This window comes from Streptomyces sp. SirexAA-E (assembly GCF_000177195.2).
GTDB lineage: Bacteria > Actinomycetota > Actinomycetes > Streptomycetales > Streptomycetaceae > Streptomyces > Streptomyces flavovirens.
On record NC_015953.1, the window covers coordinates 314,332 to 329,988 of the forward strand.

General features: G+C 72.4%; 17 protein-coding genes. 9 read left to right on the forward strand and 8 right to left on the reverse strand.

What is annotated here, in order from left to right; genetic code table 11:
* Positions 1-20 precede the first annotated feature (20 nt).
* Complete coding sequence (locus SACTE_RS01330; RefSeq protein WP_014044221.1) at positions 21-986, reverse strand: LLM class F420-dependent oxidoreductase; 966 nt, start codon at positions 984-986, stop codon at positions 21-23.
* Positions 987-1,074: 88 nt separating this feature from the next.
* Here SACTE_RS01330 and SACTE_RS01335 point away from each other — a divergent pair, with 88 nt between their 5' ends.
* From SACTE_RS01335 to SACTE_RS01345, 3 genes are all read left to right on the forward strand, one after another.
* Positions 1,075-1,422: a DUF6479 family protein gene (locus tag SACTE_RS01335; protein ID WP_014044222.1), complete on the forward strand. Its 348-nt coding sequence runs from the start codon at positions 1,075-1,077 to the stop codon at positions 1,420-1,422.
* A 135-nt stretch (positions 1,423-1,557) separates the two neighbouring features.
* The gene (locus tag SACTE_RS01340; protein ID WP_014044223.1) at positions 1,558-2,472 is read left to right on the forward strand and encodes a cation diffusion facilitator family transporter; all 915 of its coding nucleotides are present in this window, start codon (positions 1,558-1,560) and stop codon (positions 2,470-2,472) included.
* 104 nt (positions 2,473-2,576) lie between these two features.
* On the forward strand, positions 2,577-3,386 hold the full coding sequence (locus SACTE_RS01345) for a VOC family protein (protein WP_014044224.1): 810 nt from the start codon (positions 2,577-2,579) through the stop codon (positions 3,384-3,386).
* 6 nt (positions 3,387-3,392) lie between these two features.
* Here SACTE_RS01345 and SACTE_RS01350 read toward each other — a convergent pair whose 3' ends face one another.
* The gene (locus tag SACTE_RS01350; RefSeq protein WP_014044225.1) at positions 3,393-3,971 is read right to left on the reverse strand and encodes a DUF6328 family protein; all 579 of its coding nucleotides are present in this window, start codon (positions 3,969-3,971) and stop codon (positions 3,393-3,395) included.
* 80 nt (positions 3,972-4,051) lie between these two features.
* Complete coding sequence (locus SACTE_RS01355; RefSeq protein WP_026359062.1) at positions 4,052-4,588, reverse strand: isochorismatase family cysteine hydrolase; 537 nt, start codon at positions 4,586-4,588, stop codon at positions 4,052-4,054.
* A gap of 177 nt (positions 4,589-4,765) precedes the next feature.
* Between SACTE_RS01355 and SACTE_RS01360 the strand changes: the two genes are divergently transcribed.
* Entirely contained in the window at positions 4,766-5,152 is a 387-nt protein-coding gene (locus tag SACTE_RS01360) for a VOC family protein (RefSeq protein WP_014044227.1), read from the forward strand.
* A 46-nt stretch (positions 5,153-5,198) separates the two neighbouring features.
* Here the strand turns inward: SACTE_RS01360 and SACTE_RS01365 are convergent, their stop codons facing one another.
* Both SACTE_RS01365 and SACTE_RS01370 read right to left on the reverse strand, forming a co-directional pair.
* Positions 5,199-5,696: a GNAT family N-acetyltransferase gene (locus SACTE_RS01365; protein WP_014044228.1), complete on the reverse strand. Its 498-nt coding sequence runs from the start codon at positions 5,694-5,696 to the stop codon at positions 5,199-5,201.
* Positions 5,697-5,757: 61 nt separating this feature from the next.
* On the reverse strand, positions 5,758-6,156 hold the full coding sequence (locus tag SACTE_RS01370; RefSeq protein ID WP_014044229.1) for a DUF1992 domain-containing protein: 399 nt from the start codon (positions 6,154-6,156) through the stop codon (positions 5,758-5,760).
* A gap of 217 nt (positions 6,157-6,373) precedes the next feature.
* On the opposite strand from SACTE_RS01370, the gene SACTE_RS01375 reads away from it, so the two are divergent.
* Positions 6,374-6,991 carry a hypothetical protein gene (locus tag SACTE_RS01375; protein WP_014044230.1) on the forward strand — a complete coding sequence of 206 codons (618 nt, stop codon included), beginning with the start codon at positions 6,374-6,376 and terminating at the stop codon, positions 6,989-6,991.
* A complete protein-coding gene (locus SACTE_RS01380) occupies positions 6,988-7,644 on the forward strand; it encodes a hypothetical protein (RefSeq protein ID WP_014044231.1) in 657 nt (218 codons plus the stop codon). The genes SACTE_RS01375 and SACTE_RS01380 overlap by 4 nt, the downstream gene beginning before the upstream one ends.
* A gap of 69 nt (positions 7,645-7,713) precedes the next feature.
* Here SACTE_RS01380 and SACTE_RS01385 read toward each other — a convergent pair whose 3' ends face one another.
* The gene (locus SACTE_RS01385) at positions 7,714-8,511 is read right to left on the reverse strand and encodes a tyrosine-protein phosphatase (protein ID WP_014044232.1); all 798 of its coding nucleotides are present in this window, start codon (positions 8,509-8,511) and stop codon (positions 7,714-7,716) included.
* A 97-nt stretch (positions 8,512-8,608) separates the two neighbouring features.
* Positions 8,609-9,094, reverse strand: coding sequence for an SHOCT domain-containing protein (locus SACTE_RS01390; protein WP_014044233.1), 486 nt, complete (start codon positions 9,092-9,094; stop codon positions 8,609-8,611).
* Between the two features lie 466 nt (positions 9,095-9,560).
* Between SACTE_RS01390 and rho the strand changes: the two genes are divergently transcribed.
* On the forward strand, positions 9,561-10,700 hold the full coding sequence (gene rho, locus SACTE_RS01395) for a transcription termination factor Rho (protein WP_014044234.1): 1,140 nt from the start codon (positions 9,561-9,563) through the stop codon (positions 10,698-10,700).
* Positions 10,701-10,736: 36 nt separating this feature from the next.
* On the opposite strand, the gene pgm is transcribed toward rho, so the two are convergent.
* Complete coding sequence (pgm, locus tag SACTE_RS01400) at positions 10,737-12,383, reverse strand: phosphoglucomutase (alpha-D-glucose-1,6-bisphosphate-dependent) (protein ID WP_014044235.1); 1,647 nt, start codon at positions 12,381-12,383, stop codon at positions 10,737-10,739.
* A gap of 603 nt (positions 12,384-12,986) precedes the next feature.
* On the opposite strand from pgm, the gene SACTE_RS01405 reads away from it, so the two are divergent.
* Positions 12,987-14,162 (forward strand): glycosyltransferase, encoded by a 1,176-nt coding sequence (locus SACTE_RS01405; protein ID WP_014044236.1) that lies wholly within the window; start codon positions 12,987-12,989, stop codon positions 14,160-14,162.
* Positions 14,159-15,652, forward strand: coding sequence for an exopolysaccharide biosynthesis polyprenyl glycosylphosphotransferase (locus SACTE_RS01410; RefSeq protein ID WP_014044237.1), 1,494 nt, complete (start codon positions 14,159-14,161; stop codon positions 15,650-15,652). The genes SACTE_RS01405 and SACTE_RS01410 overlap by 4 nt, the downstream gene beginning before the upstream one ends.
* Positions 15,653-15,657 lie beyond the last annotated feature (5 nt).

Genomic DNA, 15,657 nt, shown 5'->3' on the forward strand with positions numbered 1-15,657 from the left:
CGAAACATGCGCGGCACCGCTCAGAGCTCCCGCAACGCCGGCAGGAGCGTGCTCCGCGCCCAGTCGATGAAGGGCCGCTGGTGACCGCCGCCGATCTGGACGAGGGCGATCTCGGTGAAGCCCGCCTCCTGGTAGGGGCGTACGGCTTCGACGAACGCGTCGACGTCCGAACCGCAGGGGATGGCGTCGGCGACGTCGTCCGTGCCGACGAAGCGGGTCGCCTGGTCGAAGGCCGACGGGCCGGGCAGCTCGGAGTTGACCTTCCAGCCGCCGAGGGACCAGCGGAACTGGTCGTGGGCGCGGGCGATCGCCGCGTCCCGGTCGGGGTCGTAGCAGACGGGCACCTGGCCCACGCGGGGTTTGCCGCTGCCGCCGTGCCGGTCGAATCCGCTCAGCAGTTCGCTCTTGGGTTCGGTCGCGATCACCAGGTCGGCCAGCCGGCCCGCGAGTGCGCAGGACCGCTCCCCCGAGACCGCGATGCCGATCGGGACGCGCTGCTCGGGCAGGTCCCAGAGCTTGGCGTTCTCCACGTCGAAGTGGGTGCCGTGGTGGTTGACGTAGTCTCCGTCGAAGAGTGCGCGGATGATCTGCACGGCTTCCTCGAGCATCTCCAGCCGTACGTGCGCCGCGGGCCAACCGGCGCCCACTACGTGCTCGTTGAGGCTTTCGCCGGACCCGAGGCCGAGCCGGAAGCGGCCTTCGGCCAGCAGCTGGACCGTCGCCGCCTTCTGGGCCACCACCGCCGGGTGGTAGCGGGTGGTCGGGCACGTCACGTACGTCATCAGCGGGATCCGGGACGTGGCCTGGGCGGCGGCTCCGAGCACCGACCAGGCATAAGGCGCGTGCCCCTGGGAAACCAGCCAGGGGAAGTAGTGGTCGGAGGTGACGGAGAAGTCGAAGCCGGCCTTTTCGGCGGCGACCACATCCGCGACGAGTTCGCGGGGACCAGCTTGCTCGGTCATCATCGTGTAGCCGATTTGAACCATATGAAACTCTTTTACTCTGACATCGCCATAAAACATGAATTCATGTCAATGGCTGTCTGCGAGCGGGTCCTCGGGGTATGCGCCATGCATGGACGTAACGAATGGAGCAAAGGATTCGCTCGCCGCGACTCTCGCCGACGGGCGGGGCGCTGTGGGTGTGGTCGTCGGCGTCGTCGGGATCGCCGTGGTGCTCGTACTGATCGGCGCCTTCTGGTGGGGCATGCGGCGGCGGGACAAGGAGTCCCGGCCGCCGCGCCCCGACGAGCAGCCGCAGCGCCCGGCCCACCGGACCGAGATCCAGGAGACCGACGTGCACGGGTCGGACCACTTCCCCGAGGACGGCCGGGCCCTGACCCCGTACGAACTCAGTGACCACGGAAACGAGGCGATCCCGCCGGAGGACGACACGCGCCGCGACGAGCCCCGGCGCGACTGATCCGCCGCCGCGCCGCGGGACCGGACCGGCCGCTCACCGGTCCGGTCCCGCGGCGTGGCTGGCGGGGCACGGGCGCCCGGGACCACCGGTGCGCCCCTCATCCATCTGAACGGGGACACAACAGCGGGGGGACCTATGAAGAGGCCGGAGTCCGACCGCAGGACGCGCGTCACCGTCCTGGTCGCGCTCGCCGCCAATCTCGTGATCGCGGTGGCCAAGGCCGTGGGGGGCTTCATCTCGGGCTCCCCCGCCCTGCTGTCCGAGGCGGCGCACTCCGTCGCGGACAGCCTCAACGAGATATTCCTGCTGGCCGCGTTGCGTCGCAGCCGCCGTCCGCCCGACGCCCGCCACCCGTTCGGGTACGGCAAGGAGCGCTACTTCTGGTCGCTGCTCGCCGCCGTCGGCATCTTCGTGATGGGCGGCTGCTTCTCCTTCTTCCAGGGCTTCGAGGCGCTGCGTGAGAACGCGCGGGAATCGCCGAGCGGATACACGGCCGGGCTGATCGTCCTCGGTGTCGCCTTCCTGGCCGAGGGCGGTTCCCTGGTCAGGGCGCTGCTCCAGCTCCGCGGCGAGAAGGCCGGGGCACGCGATCCCGCACTGCGGACCGTGATCGCCGAGGACAGCACGGCCGTACTCGGTGTGGTGCTGGCGATGGCCGGCATGGTTCTCCATCTCGTCACGGGTGACGTCGTGTGGGAGGCCTCGGCCTCACTGGGGATCGGGCTGCTCCTGGTCTACGTCGCCTTCCGGCTCGGCCGCGACGCGCGCGACCAGTTGATCGGGGAGTCCGCCGAGCCGGATCTCCGCCACGGCGTCGAGGAACTCCTCGGTGCCCAGGCCGAGGTGGACAACGTGGCGGCGCTGCTGACGATGCGGCTCGGCATGGACTCGGTCCTCGTCGCCGCCCGGATCGACCTCGCCCCGGGCATCGACAGCGAGGAGATCGAACGGGTCTCGATGCGCATCAGGAAGGCCGTGGCCGACAAGTGGCCGCAGGCCGAGCACATCTTCCTCGACATCACCAACGCCCCGCCGCCCGGTGGTGTGTGAGCACCGCGTCCGCGTGTTGCGGGAGCGGCCCGGGCGCACCACGCTGGTTCTGGCCCCGCGGCACCGAAGAAGTCGTGCCGCAGAACCGATAAGGCAGTGGGACCATGACCCCAACCGAACCGGCACCGCTGACCGGCGCCTCCGCGCCGTGCTGGGTACATCTGGTGACCCGGGAGCTGGACGCGGCGCGACGCTTCTACGGTGCCGTTCTCGGCTGGACGTTCCGCCCGGGGGCGATGGGCGACGACTTCGTCATGGCTCGCTCCGGCGGTGTGCCGGTTGCGGGGATCGGCGCGGTCGCCTCCGCCTACCACGTGGCCGTCGCGTGGACACCGTACTTCTCGGTGCGGGACGCCGACGTGGCGTCGGACCGCATCCGTGAGCGCAGCGGCACGGTCGCGGTGGGCCCGCTGGCGCTCGGCCTGGGGCGTGCTCTGCTGGCCGCCGACCGGGACGGGGCGTCCTTCGGTGTCTGGGAGTGGACCGGCCGCGCGGCCGCACTGGCCCCCAACGGCAGCCCGGCCCACGCCTGGCTCAGGCTGCGCACCCGGAACGCCTTCGACGCGGCGATCTTCTACGGCGAGGTGCTCGGCTGGGAGAGCGGGGAGCCCGGCGGCTGCGAGGTCGCGTACGTGAAGGAAGAGGTGCTCGTGCGCTGCGACGGCCGCCCGCTGGCCCGGATCAGCTCGGGTGCCGTCGAGTCCGCGCCCGACCCCATGGTGCGCCCGCACTGGCAGGTGCAGTTCCCGGTGGACGACGTGGCGGCGACGGTGCGCGAGGCGGAGCGGCACGGGGGTACGGTGCTGGAACGGCGCGGTGTGCCCCACGGCAGTGAGGCCACGCTGCGCGATCCCGACGGCGGGCACTTCACCGTGACGGACGTACGCAGCCCCGCCGACTCCGACGACGGCTGAACGGCGTCAGTCCTCGTCCGGTCCGGGGTGCTCCCCGTCCTCGCCCGAGGTCCGGTCCTCCCTGTCGGCGGGTGCGTTGCCGCGGATCAGGGCCCACACGGGGAAGACGAACCAGCAGAGCAGGAACCACAGGGCCATGGCCCCCACCAGCCACAGGGCCAGCGTGTTGTGGAGCGCCACGCGGAGGATGAGCAGCAGGGTGCTGCACATCGTGCAGAAGAGCAGTACGAGCCCGAGCACGGTCAGCCGGGAGGCCCAGGTGACCGTCTGCGGCTTCATCCGCCTCCCGGTGAGCAGCCGGTGGTAGGAGACCGGGCCGATGAGGGCGGCAGCCGTGGCGGAGCCCAGCATGACGGTCACGACGTAGATGTTGCGGTCGGCCGTGGGGAGGTCGGCGAACCGCGACTGGAAGACCACGGCGAGCAGGAAGCCGAAGAGGATCTGCACGCCGGTCTGGGCGACCCGGAGCTCCTGGAGCAGATCGCCCCAGCGCCGGTCCGCCCGCTCGTCCTCGGTCTCCTCCCGCCCGGTTGCCCTGGTCTTCGGGGTGTCCCGGTCTCTGCCGCCGGCTGGTATTCGTCCCATCGGTGCCTCCGCCACGTCGTGCGAGTCAGCTGGGCCGTACGGGTGCCCCGCGCCCGCCCGGTGAATCCGGTCGGCGCCGGTCAGAATTCCACGGTGTCCGCGGTGCGGATGTCGGCGCCCATGTTGCGGCGCATCATCGTCAGTGCCGCGTCGGCGAGGTCCGGGTGGATGTGGGCGACGGCGTCCTCGGGGACGGTGACGCCCAGGTACCGGATGTGGGCGTCGAGTGCCGAGTAGAGGACGCACTGCTCGGTCACCTGGCCGCAGAGGATGACGTGGTCCACTCCCAGCTGGTTGAGCAGATAGGGCAGCGGCGTCTCGTAGAACACGGAGTGGCGGGCCTTCACCACGAAGAGGGAGGCGTCGTCGGGCAGGAGGGGTTCGACGAGCTCCGGGTGGGCCCCGGCGAGCGCCTGGTCGACGATCTCCCCGTGGTGGGAGCGCCACTCGCCGAAGTTGTCGTTGACGTAGATCACGGGGACCTCCTGCTCCCGGGCCCTCCGGATCAGTTCCGCCATCGCGGGGACGCACCGGGAGACGGACGGGACGAGCAGGTCGGCGTCGGGGTGGTCGTAGCTGTTGATCATGTCGATGACGACGACGGCGCGCTTACCCATGTCCTCCATGGTCGCAGCCGTCCCGGAATGCACCACACAGGCCGGTCCCACGTCAGGACAGGCCCTCGACGCGCGCGGACGAGGCGTTTAGGATCATCGGCACGGCATCGCGCGTCGGTCACCGGCCGGGTGAGGCGTGGAGGTAGCCCGTGAGATGCCCGTTGGAGGCATTCCACAATGTCGGTCGAGTTGAATCACACCATCGTTCACAGCCGGGACAACCGTGAGTCCGCCGAGTTCCTGGCACACATTCTGAATCTGAGCACCGGGGAGGAATGGGGCCCCTTCATTCCTCTCGTCCTCGCGAACGGCGTCACACTGGACTTCGCGACGATTCCTGCCGAATCGATCACCATGCAGCACTACGCGTTTCTGGTGTCGGAGGCCGAGTTCGACACGGCTTTCGAGCGGATCGAGGCGCGGGGAATCACGTACTACGCCGATCCCCACCGGAAACTGCCCGGCGAGATCAACCACAACGACGGCGGACGGGGGGTGTACTTCTTCGATCCCGCAGGTCACGGGATGGAGCTGATCACGCGCCCCTACGGCGGCTGGTCGTAGCGGACATCCGGGTGGCCCGGCCGGGCCACCCGGTTCTCCGGCGGGCTCAGACCCCGTCGATCGTGAAGGTCAGTTCCGGGCGGTCCCACATGACCGCCGGCGGATCGGCCGGAACCGTAGCCGTGCGCTCGGCGCCCACGGCGCGGTAGAAACCCTCGGACGGCGGGTGCGCGACCACCCGTACCCGGGTCAGGCCCGCCCGGCGTGCCTCGTCCCGCAGATGACCGGCGAGCAGGCGCCCGATCCCCCGCCCCTGGGCCTCGTCGGCGACGAACATCAGGTCGATCTCCGGCGGGGCCAGGAGCAGCGCGTAGAAGCCGAGCACGCGCTCGTCGGGGTCCACGGCCGCGAAGACGCGGTGCGCCTCGATGTAGTCCGGGCCGACCCGGTAACCGGTGACCATCGGGGCGTACGGGCCCTCGTAGGCGCGGGAGGTGGTGACCAGGCGGGTGAGCCGCTTGGCGTCCCGGGCGACGGCCCGCCTGATCCGGATCCCCTCGGGAGGACCGGCCGGCGCACGCCGGTACGCCCTGCTCACTCTCATACGCCGAGTATCGCGCACACGGCAGAACGCCCGGGCGCGGGGACGGGGGTGCGCCGTCCCGTCAGGCGCGCCGCTCGTGCCACTGAGCCACGACCGCCTCGACGTCCAGCGGCCTGATGTTCAGCGGCGGGCCCTCCGGGGGCGTGCGCAGGGCCTCGCGGATCCGGTCGTTCACCTCGGCCAGGATGCGCCGCGCCTCTCGCTCGGACCTGGCTCCCAGCGCCTCTTCCCTGGCGTCCTCGGCCTCCTTGCGCAGGGCCAGCGACGGCGGGAGCACCGAGACGCCCTCGCGCTCCAGCTTCGCCTTGATCCACCAGTTCTCGTCGTAGGGCCGTTCGAGACCGGGGAGCGGCTTCCCGAAGCCGGGCAGATGGGAGAAGTCTCCGCGTTGCTCCGCCTCGCGGATCTGCTTGTCCACCCATGACTCGAAGCTGACACCGGCGGGTTTGCGCTCCGTCACCGTGCGCCCCTCTCAGAACTCGTCCCGCGAGCAGCGGGGTTCGGCCGTTCTCGGCACTCTCCACGATACCGAGCACCTGTTCGGCTTGAACGGCGGTGAGGGGGTACACGACTGCTGCGCACCGCCCGGCCGGAGTCCGGTCGGGCCCGATCCGAAAGGGGTTGAGGAGAGTGGGACAGAACGACGCACCGACCGCTGACCGACAGGAGCGTCGGTCATGACGACAACCGTGGTGATCATCGTTGCCGTCGTCCTGGTGCTGGCGGTACTGGGCTTCTTCCTCGTCCGCGGCAGGACGCGCGGCGGGCAGGGCCTGCGACGGCGTTTCGGGCCCGAGTACGAACGTACGGTGGCCGAGCACGGCGGGGACACCAAGGCCGCCGAGCACGAGCTCGCCGAGCGGGTGAAGCTGCACGGCTCGCTGCACGAGCAGCCCCTCTCCCCCGAGGCCCGCGAGGGCTACGCAGGTCGCTGGGCGATGGTCCAGGAGACCTTCATCGACTCGCCGCGGGAGGCGGTCGCCGAGGCCGACGCACTGCTGGCGCGGCTGGCCCGCGACCGTGGTTTCCCGGACGGTGACAGCTTCGAGGAGCAGACCGCCGCCCTCTCCGTGCACCACGCGGGAGAGCTCGACGGCTACCGCCGGGTGCACACGGCGGTGCACGACCACAGCAGCACGGAGGAGATGCGTACGGCGCTGATCGAGGCGCGGGCGCTGTTCGACGTACTGCTCGGTGACACGCCGTCCGACTCCGGACGGCGTGGACGGCACGAGACCAAGAACCTGAACGAGACCGAGAACCTGCACGGGACCAAGGGAAGGACCACGGCATGACGCATGACACCGAACGCACCGATCTGTCCGCCACCGAGACGTCCAGGCCCGCACCGGGTAGCCGGCGGGGTACACCGACGGCACGACCGGCCACCGGCACCGAGCCCGTCGCACCGCAGGAGGCCGCACCCGAGATGCGGCGCACCGCGGCGCCCGGAGCCACGTCGCGAGGTGACGTGGCGGACCGGGGCGCGGCCACGACGCCGGGTTCGGACGACGACGGCCGCGGCGCCCCGTCCGCTTCCCGCACGGGTCCGGCCACTCCGGCGGACCGGCCGGCGACACCCCCTGCCCAGACCGCCGCGTCGGACCGGCACGCGGACGCCGCCGCATCGCCGCGGCAGGACCGGGCCGGGACCCATGACCCCGACGCGGCCGCCGACCGCCCACTGATGCCGGCGCACGAGCGGGACGCCCTGTCCCTGCGGATGCGGCAGGCGGTCAGCGACTTCGTCGAGAACCCGCGCCAGGCGGTCGAGGAGGCGGACAGCGCCTTCGACAGCATCGTGGCGGACCTCACGGAGGCTCTCGACGAGCGCAGGCGCACCCTGCGGGCGAGCTGGCAGGGCGAGGGCTCCGAGGCGCGTACGGAGGAGCTGCGGGTGGCCCTTCAGCACTACCGTGACGCCGGGGAACAGCTTCTGCGCATCTGAGCGCGGCTCGGGACGCACGGCGGCCCGGGGCCAGGTCTTCACGGACCTGGCCCCGGGCCGTCTCCTGTGTCAGGCCGTGACCACCAGGTCGGCGCGCAGCCGCTCCACCACGGACCCCGGGAGCCGCAGCCCGTCGCGGAGGTACCCGTCGAGGCCGCCCCAGCGTTCGTCCATGGCGTCCAGCGCGGCATCGAGGTACCGGGGCCGGACCTCGACGATCGCGGTGGCGATGTCCGGGTCGCCGCCCGCCTCCAGGTAGCGGCGGACTTCCGGTCCGAGGGCCCGCCGGGCCACCCGGTTCACGGCGAGGAACTCCGCCCGGACGACCTCGCGCGAGGCGCCCGCCATCATCAGCAGCAGTGTCGTCGCCCATCCGGTGCGGTCCTTGCCGGTGGCGCAGTGGAAGAGCAGGGGCCTCGCCGCGGGGTCGGCCGCCGTCTCCAGAAGAGCCCGGTAGGCGGCCGACGCGCCGGGCGTGAGAACCATCCTGCGGTAGGTCTGCGCGAACAGTTCCTCCGCCCTGCCGCCGCCGAGCGCGGCGGCTGCTCCGTCCGGGTCACGGAGCAGCGCCTTGAAGCGGCCCTGGAGGACCCCGGGGTTGTCGCCGAGCACGTCGGCGACGAAGAGCCTGGCGCCGCGGGGCAGCCGGTCGGGCGCCCACTGGCGTTCGTCGGCCGTGCGCAGGTCGACGACGGTTCGGATGCCGAGGGCGGACACCGCCACGTCGTGCTCCGCGTCGAATTCGCTCAGCTGGCCCGAGCGCAGGAGGATCCCCTGCCGCAGGCGGCGGTCGCGTCCCAAGGCGATACCGCCCAGGTCGCGCAGGTTGACGACGGTGGAGGCCGGTACGGCCCGGGCGGTCTGCACGATGAACTGCCTCTTTCCCGACGGCCTGCACAGGTCAGGGACAACGTCGCATGGGGCGCGGAGATCGACAAAAGAAGGCTTCGGGACCGTGCCGCTGTCAGTCGGCGAGGATCCTGGTCTTCTGGGCGGCGAACTCCTCGTCGGTAAGCGCGCCCTGTTCACGGAGCGCGGCGAGCCGTTCGAGCAGCGTGATGACGTCGTCCTCGCCGTCCACCGGTACGCGCTCGTGCGCCACGAGCTGCCCGCCCGCCGTGCGGACGGCCCCGGTCAGGGGCACGGACCAGAGGTCCTCCCACACGATCAGCGCGGCGAGGCTGCCGGCCGGCAGGTCCTCCAGGGCGCGGATCCTGGTGAGGTCGGGCCCCCGGGGTGACTCGCCGGGTGGCTCGAACGCCACCAGGCCCCGTGGATCGAGTTCGCTCAGCTCGACGGTCTCGGTCGTGCCGTCCTGGGCCGTCCGGGCGAACGCGAGGTCGAGGATCCGCACCGCCTGCGCGGAGAGCGCCTCGGCGAGCACGGGCGCGACCGTGTCGGCGAACCGGCTGCCCGGAAAGGTGACGACGAGGTATTCCACGGGTCCCATGGGCACGACGCGTCCTTTCAGCTGCGGTGCTGGATCGCCAGCAGCTTAACTTCGGGCAAGGGTTGACGCCTGGTGAGGATTCGCGGCGAAGAGGACGGAACCTGACACCGCCACCTCTCTGTCGGTCGGTCGCACGCCGTCCTGCTCCCCGGACGGAGCGCGGGTGCGGCGACGAACTCCGTTGCCCTCCAGGCCTGTTGCGGATGCCGGGCGAAGCTGCCGGGCAGAGGGGCTTCCCGGATCCGGTGGCGCGTGGTATCTTCCGAACAACGACATATGTGTACGCCCCTTCACCGGGCGCCGATGCCGTTTCTTATCTTCCGCTGTCGCCCCCGTCCTGTGACGTCCGGCGATCCAGCTCTTCCTCACTCCGGCCCGGGCTCATCCGCCCGTCGCACGAGGCGTGATCATGCCGCCTCGCCTTCGCCGGACCTCCCGTTCGCCATGTCCGCGAAAGGACTCATCCATGACCAGCACACTCGAACGCCCCGTCACCCAGCAGAACCGCCCCGTCACCGCCGTGGGTGTCCTCGACACCGTCGGCGGCGGGAACGCCGTCCTGCGCACCGTCGGCGGCCGTCCGACCCCCGGCGACGTCCAGGTGCCCTCGGCCCTCGTCCGGCAGCACGGACTGCGCAAGGGCGACCTCGTCGAGGGCGTCTGCGACCGTCCGCGGGCCCTGTCCCGCGTCGACTCCGTCAACGGCCTCCCCACGCCCGCCCTGCGCGGCAGGCCCCACTTCCGCGACCTGACCCCGCTGCACCCGCGTGAGCGGCTGCGCCTGGAGACACCCGGCGGAGCGCCGGCCACCCGCGTGGTCGACCTCGTGGCACCCGTCGGCAAGGGGCAGCGCGGCCTGATCGTCGCACCGCCCAGGACCGGCAAGACGGTGCTCCTCCAGCAGCTCGCCGCGGCCGTCGCCGCCAACCATCCCGAGGCCCACCTGATGGTGGTCCTCCTCGACGAACGCCCCGAGGAGGTCACGGACATGCGCCGTTCCGTGCGGGGCGAGGTCTACTCGTCCACCTTCGACCGGCCCGCCAAGGAGCACATCGCGCTCGCGGACCTGGCGGTGGAGCGGGCGAAGCGGCTCGTGGAGCAGGGCCGCGACGTGGTGATCCTCCTCGACTCGCTGACCCGGCTGTGCCGGGCCCACAACAACGCCGCCGGATCCGGCGGCCGCACCCTGAGCGGCGGCGTGGACGCGTCGGCCCTCCTCGGCCCCAAGAAGCTCTTCGGTGCCGCCCGCGCGGCCGAGGAGGGCGGGTCGCTGACCATCCTCGCGACCGCGCTGGTGGAGACCGGTTCCCGTGCCGACGACTACTTCTTCGAAGAGCTCAAGGGCACCGGCAACATGGAACTCCGCCTCGACCGCGCGCTGGCGGAGAGGCGCGTCTTCCCCGCCGTGGACATCAACGCCTCCGGCACCCGCCGTGAGGAACTCCTGCTGTCCGCGGGCGAGCTGGCGGGCGTACGGACGCTTCGCCGTGCCCTGCACCACCGCGACGGCCGCACCGCGCCGGAGGCGCTGCTGGAGTCGATCCGCCGGACACCGGACAACGCCACCTTCCTGCGGCAGCTCCGCCACACCGTGCCCGGTGCCTGACGGCGGCGACGCGCCCGCCCGCTCCGCCCGCCGCCCTCAGCCGCCGGCGCCCAGCGCCTCCGAGACCAGGGCGCGGGCCTCGTCCTGGACCTCGGCCAGGTGTCCGGGGCCCTGGAAGCTCTCCGCGTAGACCTTGTACACGTCCTCCGTGCCGGAGGGGCGGGCCGCGAACCAGGCGCTGTCGGTGCAGACCTTGAGGCCGCCGATGGCCGCGCCGTTGCCGGGGGCCTCGGTGAGCACCGCGGTGACGGGTTCTCCGGCCAGTGTGCCGGCGGTGACCTGGTCCGGGGAGAGCCGGGCGAGCACCGCCTTCTCCTCGCGGGTCGCCGGGGCGTCGACCCGGGCGTAGGCCGGGTCCCCGAAGCGGGCGGTGAGTTCGCCGTAGTGCTGGGAGGGGGTGGAGCCGGTGACGGCGGTGATCTCGGAGGCCAGCAGGGCGAGCAGGATGCCGTCCTTGTCGGTGGTCCACACGCGGCCGTCACGGCGCAGGAAGGACGCGCCGGCGGACTCCTCTCCCCCGAAGCCGAGGGTGCCGCCGAACAGCCCGTCGACGAACCATTTGAACCCGACGGGGACCTCCACCAGTCGGCGCCCGAGGTCCGCGGCGACCCGGTCGATCATGGAGGAGGAGACCAGGGTCTTGCCGATCCCGGTGCCGTCGGGCCAGTCGGGCCGGTGGGAGTAGAGGTAGCGGATCGCGACGGCCAGATAGTGGTTGGGGTTCATCAGCCCGCCGTCGGGGGTGACGATGCCGTGCCGGTCCGCGTCGGCGTCGTTGCCGGTGGCGATCGTGTAGGCGTCGCGCTGCTCGATCAGCGAGGCCATCGCGTGCGGCGAGGAGCAGTCCATCCGGATCTTGCCGTCCCAGTCCAGCGTCATGAAGCGCCAGGTCGGGTCGGCGAGCGGGTTGACCACGGTCAGGTCCAGGCGGTGGCGTTCGGCGATCCGGCCCCAGTAGGCGACCGAGGCCCCGCCGAGCGGGTCCGCGCCGATGCGGATCCCCGCGTCGCGTACGGCGTCCAGGTCGAGGACGGCCGGGAGGTCGTCGACGTAGGCGGTCAGGAAGTCGTGCCGCCGGGTGGTGTCGGCGGCCAGCGCCTTGGCGTAGGGGACGCGCCGGACCTCCTTGAGCCCGCCCTCGATCAGGGCGTTGGCGCGGTCCTGGATCCAGGCGGTGGCGTCCGAGCCGGCCGGGCCGCCGTGCGGCGGGTTGTACTTGAAGCCGCCGTCGGCCGGGGGGTTGTGCGAGGGCGTGACCACGATGCCGTCGGCGAGGCCGCCGTCGCGGTCCCGGTTGTACGTGAGGATGGCGTGCGAGACGGCGGGAGTGGGCGTGTAGCCGTCGTCGGCGTCGATGAGGACGGTGGCACCGTTGGCGGCGAGCACCTCCACGGCGGTGACCCGGGCGGGTTCGGAGAGCGCGTGGGTGTCGGCGCCGAGGAACAGCGGGCCGTCGGTGCCCTGCCGGGTCCGGTAGTCGCAGATGGCCTGGGTGGTGGCGGCGATGTGGTCCTCGTTGAAGGCCGCCGCCAGGGCCGAGCCGCGGTGTCCCGAGGTCCCGAAGGCAACCCGCTGGCCCGGTTCGGAGGGGTCGGGGTGGAGGGCGTAATAGGCGGTCACCAGCCGTGCCACGTCCACCAGGTCTCCGGGCTGCGCCGGCTGACCGGCCCGATCGTGAACCATCGTTTCTCCTTGTGTCTTCGTCGGCCGGCCCGGCCGCACGGTCCGCCACGAGGCGGACGATCATCACGAGTTGTACCCGATCCTGCCCGTCCGATCGCACCCGAGGGGCGGAGGCCGGACCCTGCCGGTACATCCGGAGCGAAGGGCGGGCGCGGGCGTCTTCCCGGTGAACGGCCGGTTCGCGAGGGCCACGCGGGGCCCCGGCGGCGAAAGGACGGAACGCGGAATACCGGGCTCCGGCGGAGAAGGCGGTACACGCGCCCGGTCGACTCCCGGCACGCGGCAATCGCTTCGGCGTGCGGACCGCCGGGAATGCGTGCCGAGTTGTCGGTGGAGGAAACACACAGGCCTTTGATGATGCGGCATCGGACCACGCGTACGGCGTCACCGGAAGCTGACACGCCGCAGCAGGTCGGAGACGGTCACCCCCTGCGGTATGAGACGTAATCAAATCGGTCCGGCGAGCGAGTCATGCGTGAATCTCTTCGCACTGTCTGCAAAAGTGCACTTCGTTTTCATCCACTTGATCTCCGCCGCCACATTTCCTGCCGTCGGGCTTTATCCGATACGGCTCTTCGGGGGCGTGTGAGAAGAGAGCCGTGCGTGCTGCAGAGAAGTTGCACCGAGGAAAGCCGACTGACGGTCCTGCACCTGGTCCAGCCCGTGGAGGGCGGAGTGGCGCGGGTCGTGACCGACCTCGTGGCGGCACAGGTCCGGGCGGGGCTGCGGCCCGTCGTGGCGTGCCCTCCGGACGGCTGGCTGGCCACCGGCGCGGCCGAGGCGGGAGCACGGGTGTGGGCCTGGCCGGCGGAACGCGTGCCCGGCCCCCGGCTGGGCGGGGAGGTCGCCTCCGCGAGCCGTCTGGTCCGCGCGTGCGCGCCCGATGTGATCCACGCCCACAGCGCGAAGGCGGGCCTGGCCGGGCGGCTGGCGGTCCGGGGCCGGGTCCCGACAGTGTTCCAGCCGCACGCCTGGTCCTTCGAGGCACTGGAGGGGCGCGCCGCGGGACTGGCGACGACATGGGAACGGTTCGGGGCGCGGTGGAGCGACCGCATCGTCTGCGTCAGCGAGTCGGAGCGCCGCGCCGGACAGCGGGCGGGTATCGCAGGACGGTGGTCGGTGATCCGCAACGGCGTCGACCTGGGCCGCTTCCGCCCGGTCTCCCCGGAGGCCGCCCGGTCCGCGCGGGCCGGGCTGGGGCTGCTCGCGGACGTACCGGCCGGGGCTCCGCTGGCGGTGTGCGTCGGGCGGCTGAGCCGGCAGAAGGGGCAGGACGTCCTGCTGCGTGCCTGGCGGCGGGTCCGGGCGCCCGGAGCGCGGCTGGTGCTGGTCGGCGACGGCCCGCGCGCCGGGGAACTACGGCGTGCGGCTCCCGAGGGCGTGCTGTTCGCCGGGGCGTGCGGGGACGTACGGCCGTGGATCCACGCGGCCGACGTCCTGGTGCTCCCGTCGCGCTGGGAGGGGATGGCGCTGGCCCCCCTCGAAGCGATGGCCTGCGGCCGGCCGGTGCTGCTGTCCGACGTCGACGGCGCACGGGAGAGCCTGCCGCCGGGGCAGGACCCCCACTGCCTCGTGCCGCCCGAGGACCCCGCCGCGCTCGCGTCCGCGCTCACCGCCCTGCTGGGCGATCCGGCGCTGCGGGCCTCACTGGGCGACGCGGCACAGGCGCACGCCCGGTCCGCCTTCGATCTGACCAGGACCTCCCGCGCGGTCCTGCGGCTCTACCAGGAACTTGTCGGCCAGTCCCGCCCCACCACGAGGGAGCGCACCGAGCGATGACGACGGAGAGTGCACCGATCCCCCTGGCCGCCCAGGCGACCGCCGTACGCGGTACGGCGTCCGTACATCCGCCACGGGACGGGGGCGGCACCGGGGAGCTGCCCCGGGCGGCCCGGGACCGAGCGCGGTGGGTGGCCCCGGCGGGGCTGGCGGCCGTGGACGGGGCGGCTGTGGGGACCGCCGCGGTCCTGGTGGCCCCCGCGTCCGTGCCGTGGCCGGTCGCCGTCGCGCTCTCCCAGGTGGCCGCGCAGGTGCTGCTGCACGCCGTCCGCCGGCTGTACCGGGGCGGGTTGTCCCCGTCCGTGTCCGCGGAGCTTCCCGCGCTGCTCGGTGCGGCGCTCGTGCAGTGGTGCGTCACCGGGCAGGTGCTGGCCGCGTGCGCCCATGGGTGGGTCTTCGGCTGGACGGAGCTGCTCTGCGCGGTCGGCACCCAGGTCCTGCTGGCGTCCTGCGGGCGTGCTGCCGTGTACCGGGCGCGGCGGCGGTCGGCGGCGCGCTCGCCCCGGTCGGCCCTGGTGATCGGCGACGGGCCGGTCGCCGAGCGGGTCACCGCGGTGCTCCAGGAGCGCGTGGAGTACGGGCTGCGGCCGGTCGGCCGGGTGGGAGGCGGTACCGCCCCAGGGGACGGGGAGCGCGGGCCGGAGCCGTCCGAGGGGGCGCCGCTGCCCGTCCTCACCACGGGGCAGGACGTCGGCCGTGCGGTCATCCAGAACTCCGTGCGGCACGCCGTGTTCACCGCCGCGCCGGAATCCGTGCCGGACGGCGCCGCCCTGTTCGAGCTGTTCGTCCGGCACGGCTGCCGGGTGTGGCTGGTCACCGACCGGAGCGGCCCGGCCCCCGCGACACCTCAGGCACGGGACCATGTGTGGGGTTTCGCCGCGGCCCCGCTGCACGACCCCCCGCACCATCCGGTCGCCTACCGGGCGAAGCGGGCCATGGACGCCGTCCTGGCCGCCGTCGCCCTGGTGGCCGCGGCTCCGCTGATGGCGGCCTGTGCCCTGGCCGTACGCGTCTGCGACGGTCCCGGTGTGCTCTTCCGGCAGGAGCGCGTCGGGCGGCACGGGCAGCCGTTCGTCCTGCTGAAGTTCCGTACGCTGCGGCCGTCCGACGCCCATGAGGCCGCCACCCGGTGGAACGTGGCGTCCGACCGCCGGATGAGCCGGGCCGGCCGGTTCCTCCGGCAGACCTCGCTGGACGAGCTGCCGCAGTTGTGGAACGTGCTGCGCGGGGACATGAGCCTGGTCGGCCCACGTCCCGAGCGGCCTTACTTCGTGCAGCAGTTCAGCCGGATCCATCCCGGTTACCGGGCGCGCCACCGGATGCCGGTCGGCATCACGGGTCTGGCCCAGGTGCACGGGCTGCGCGGGGACACGTCGATCGAGGACCGGGTCCGCTTCGACAACCGGTACATCGAGACCTGGTCGCTCTGGCAGGACGTGTGCGTGCTCGCGCGCACCGCGGGCTCCGTCTTCCGGCTGGGGGGCAGCTGAACCGT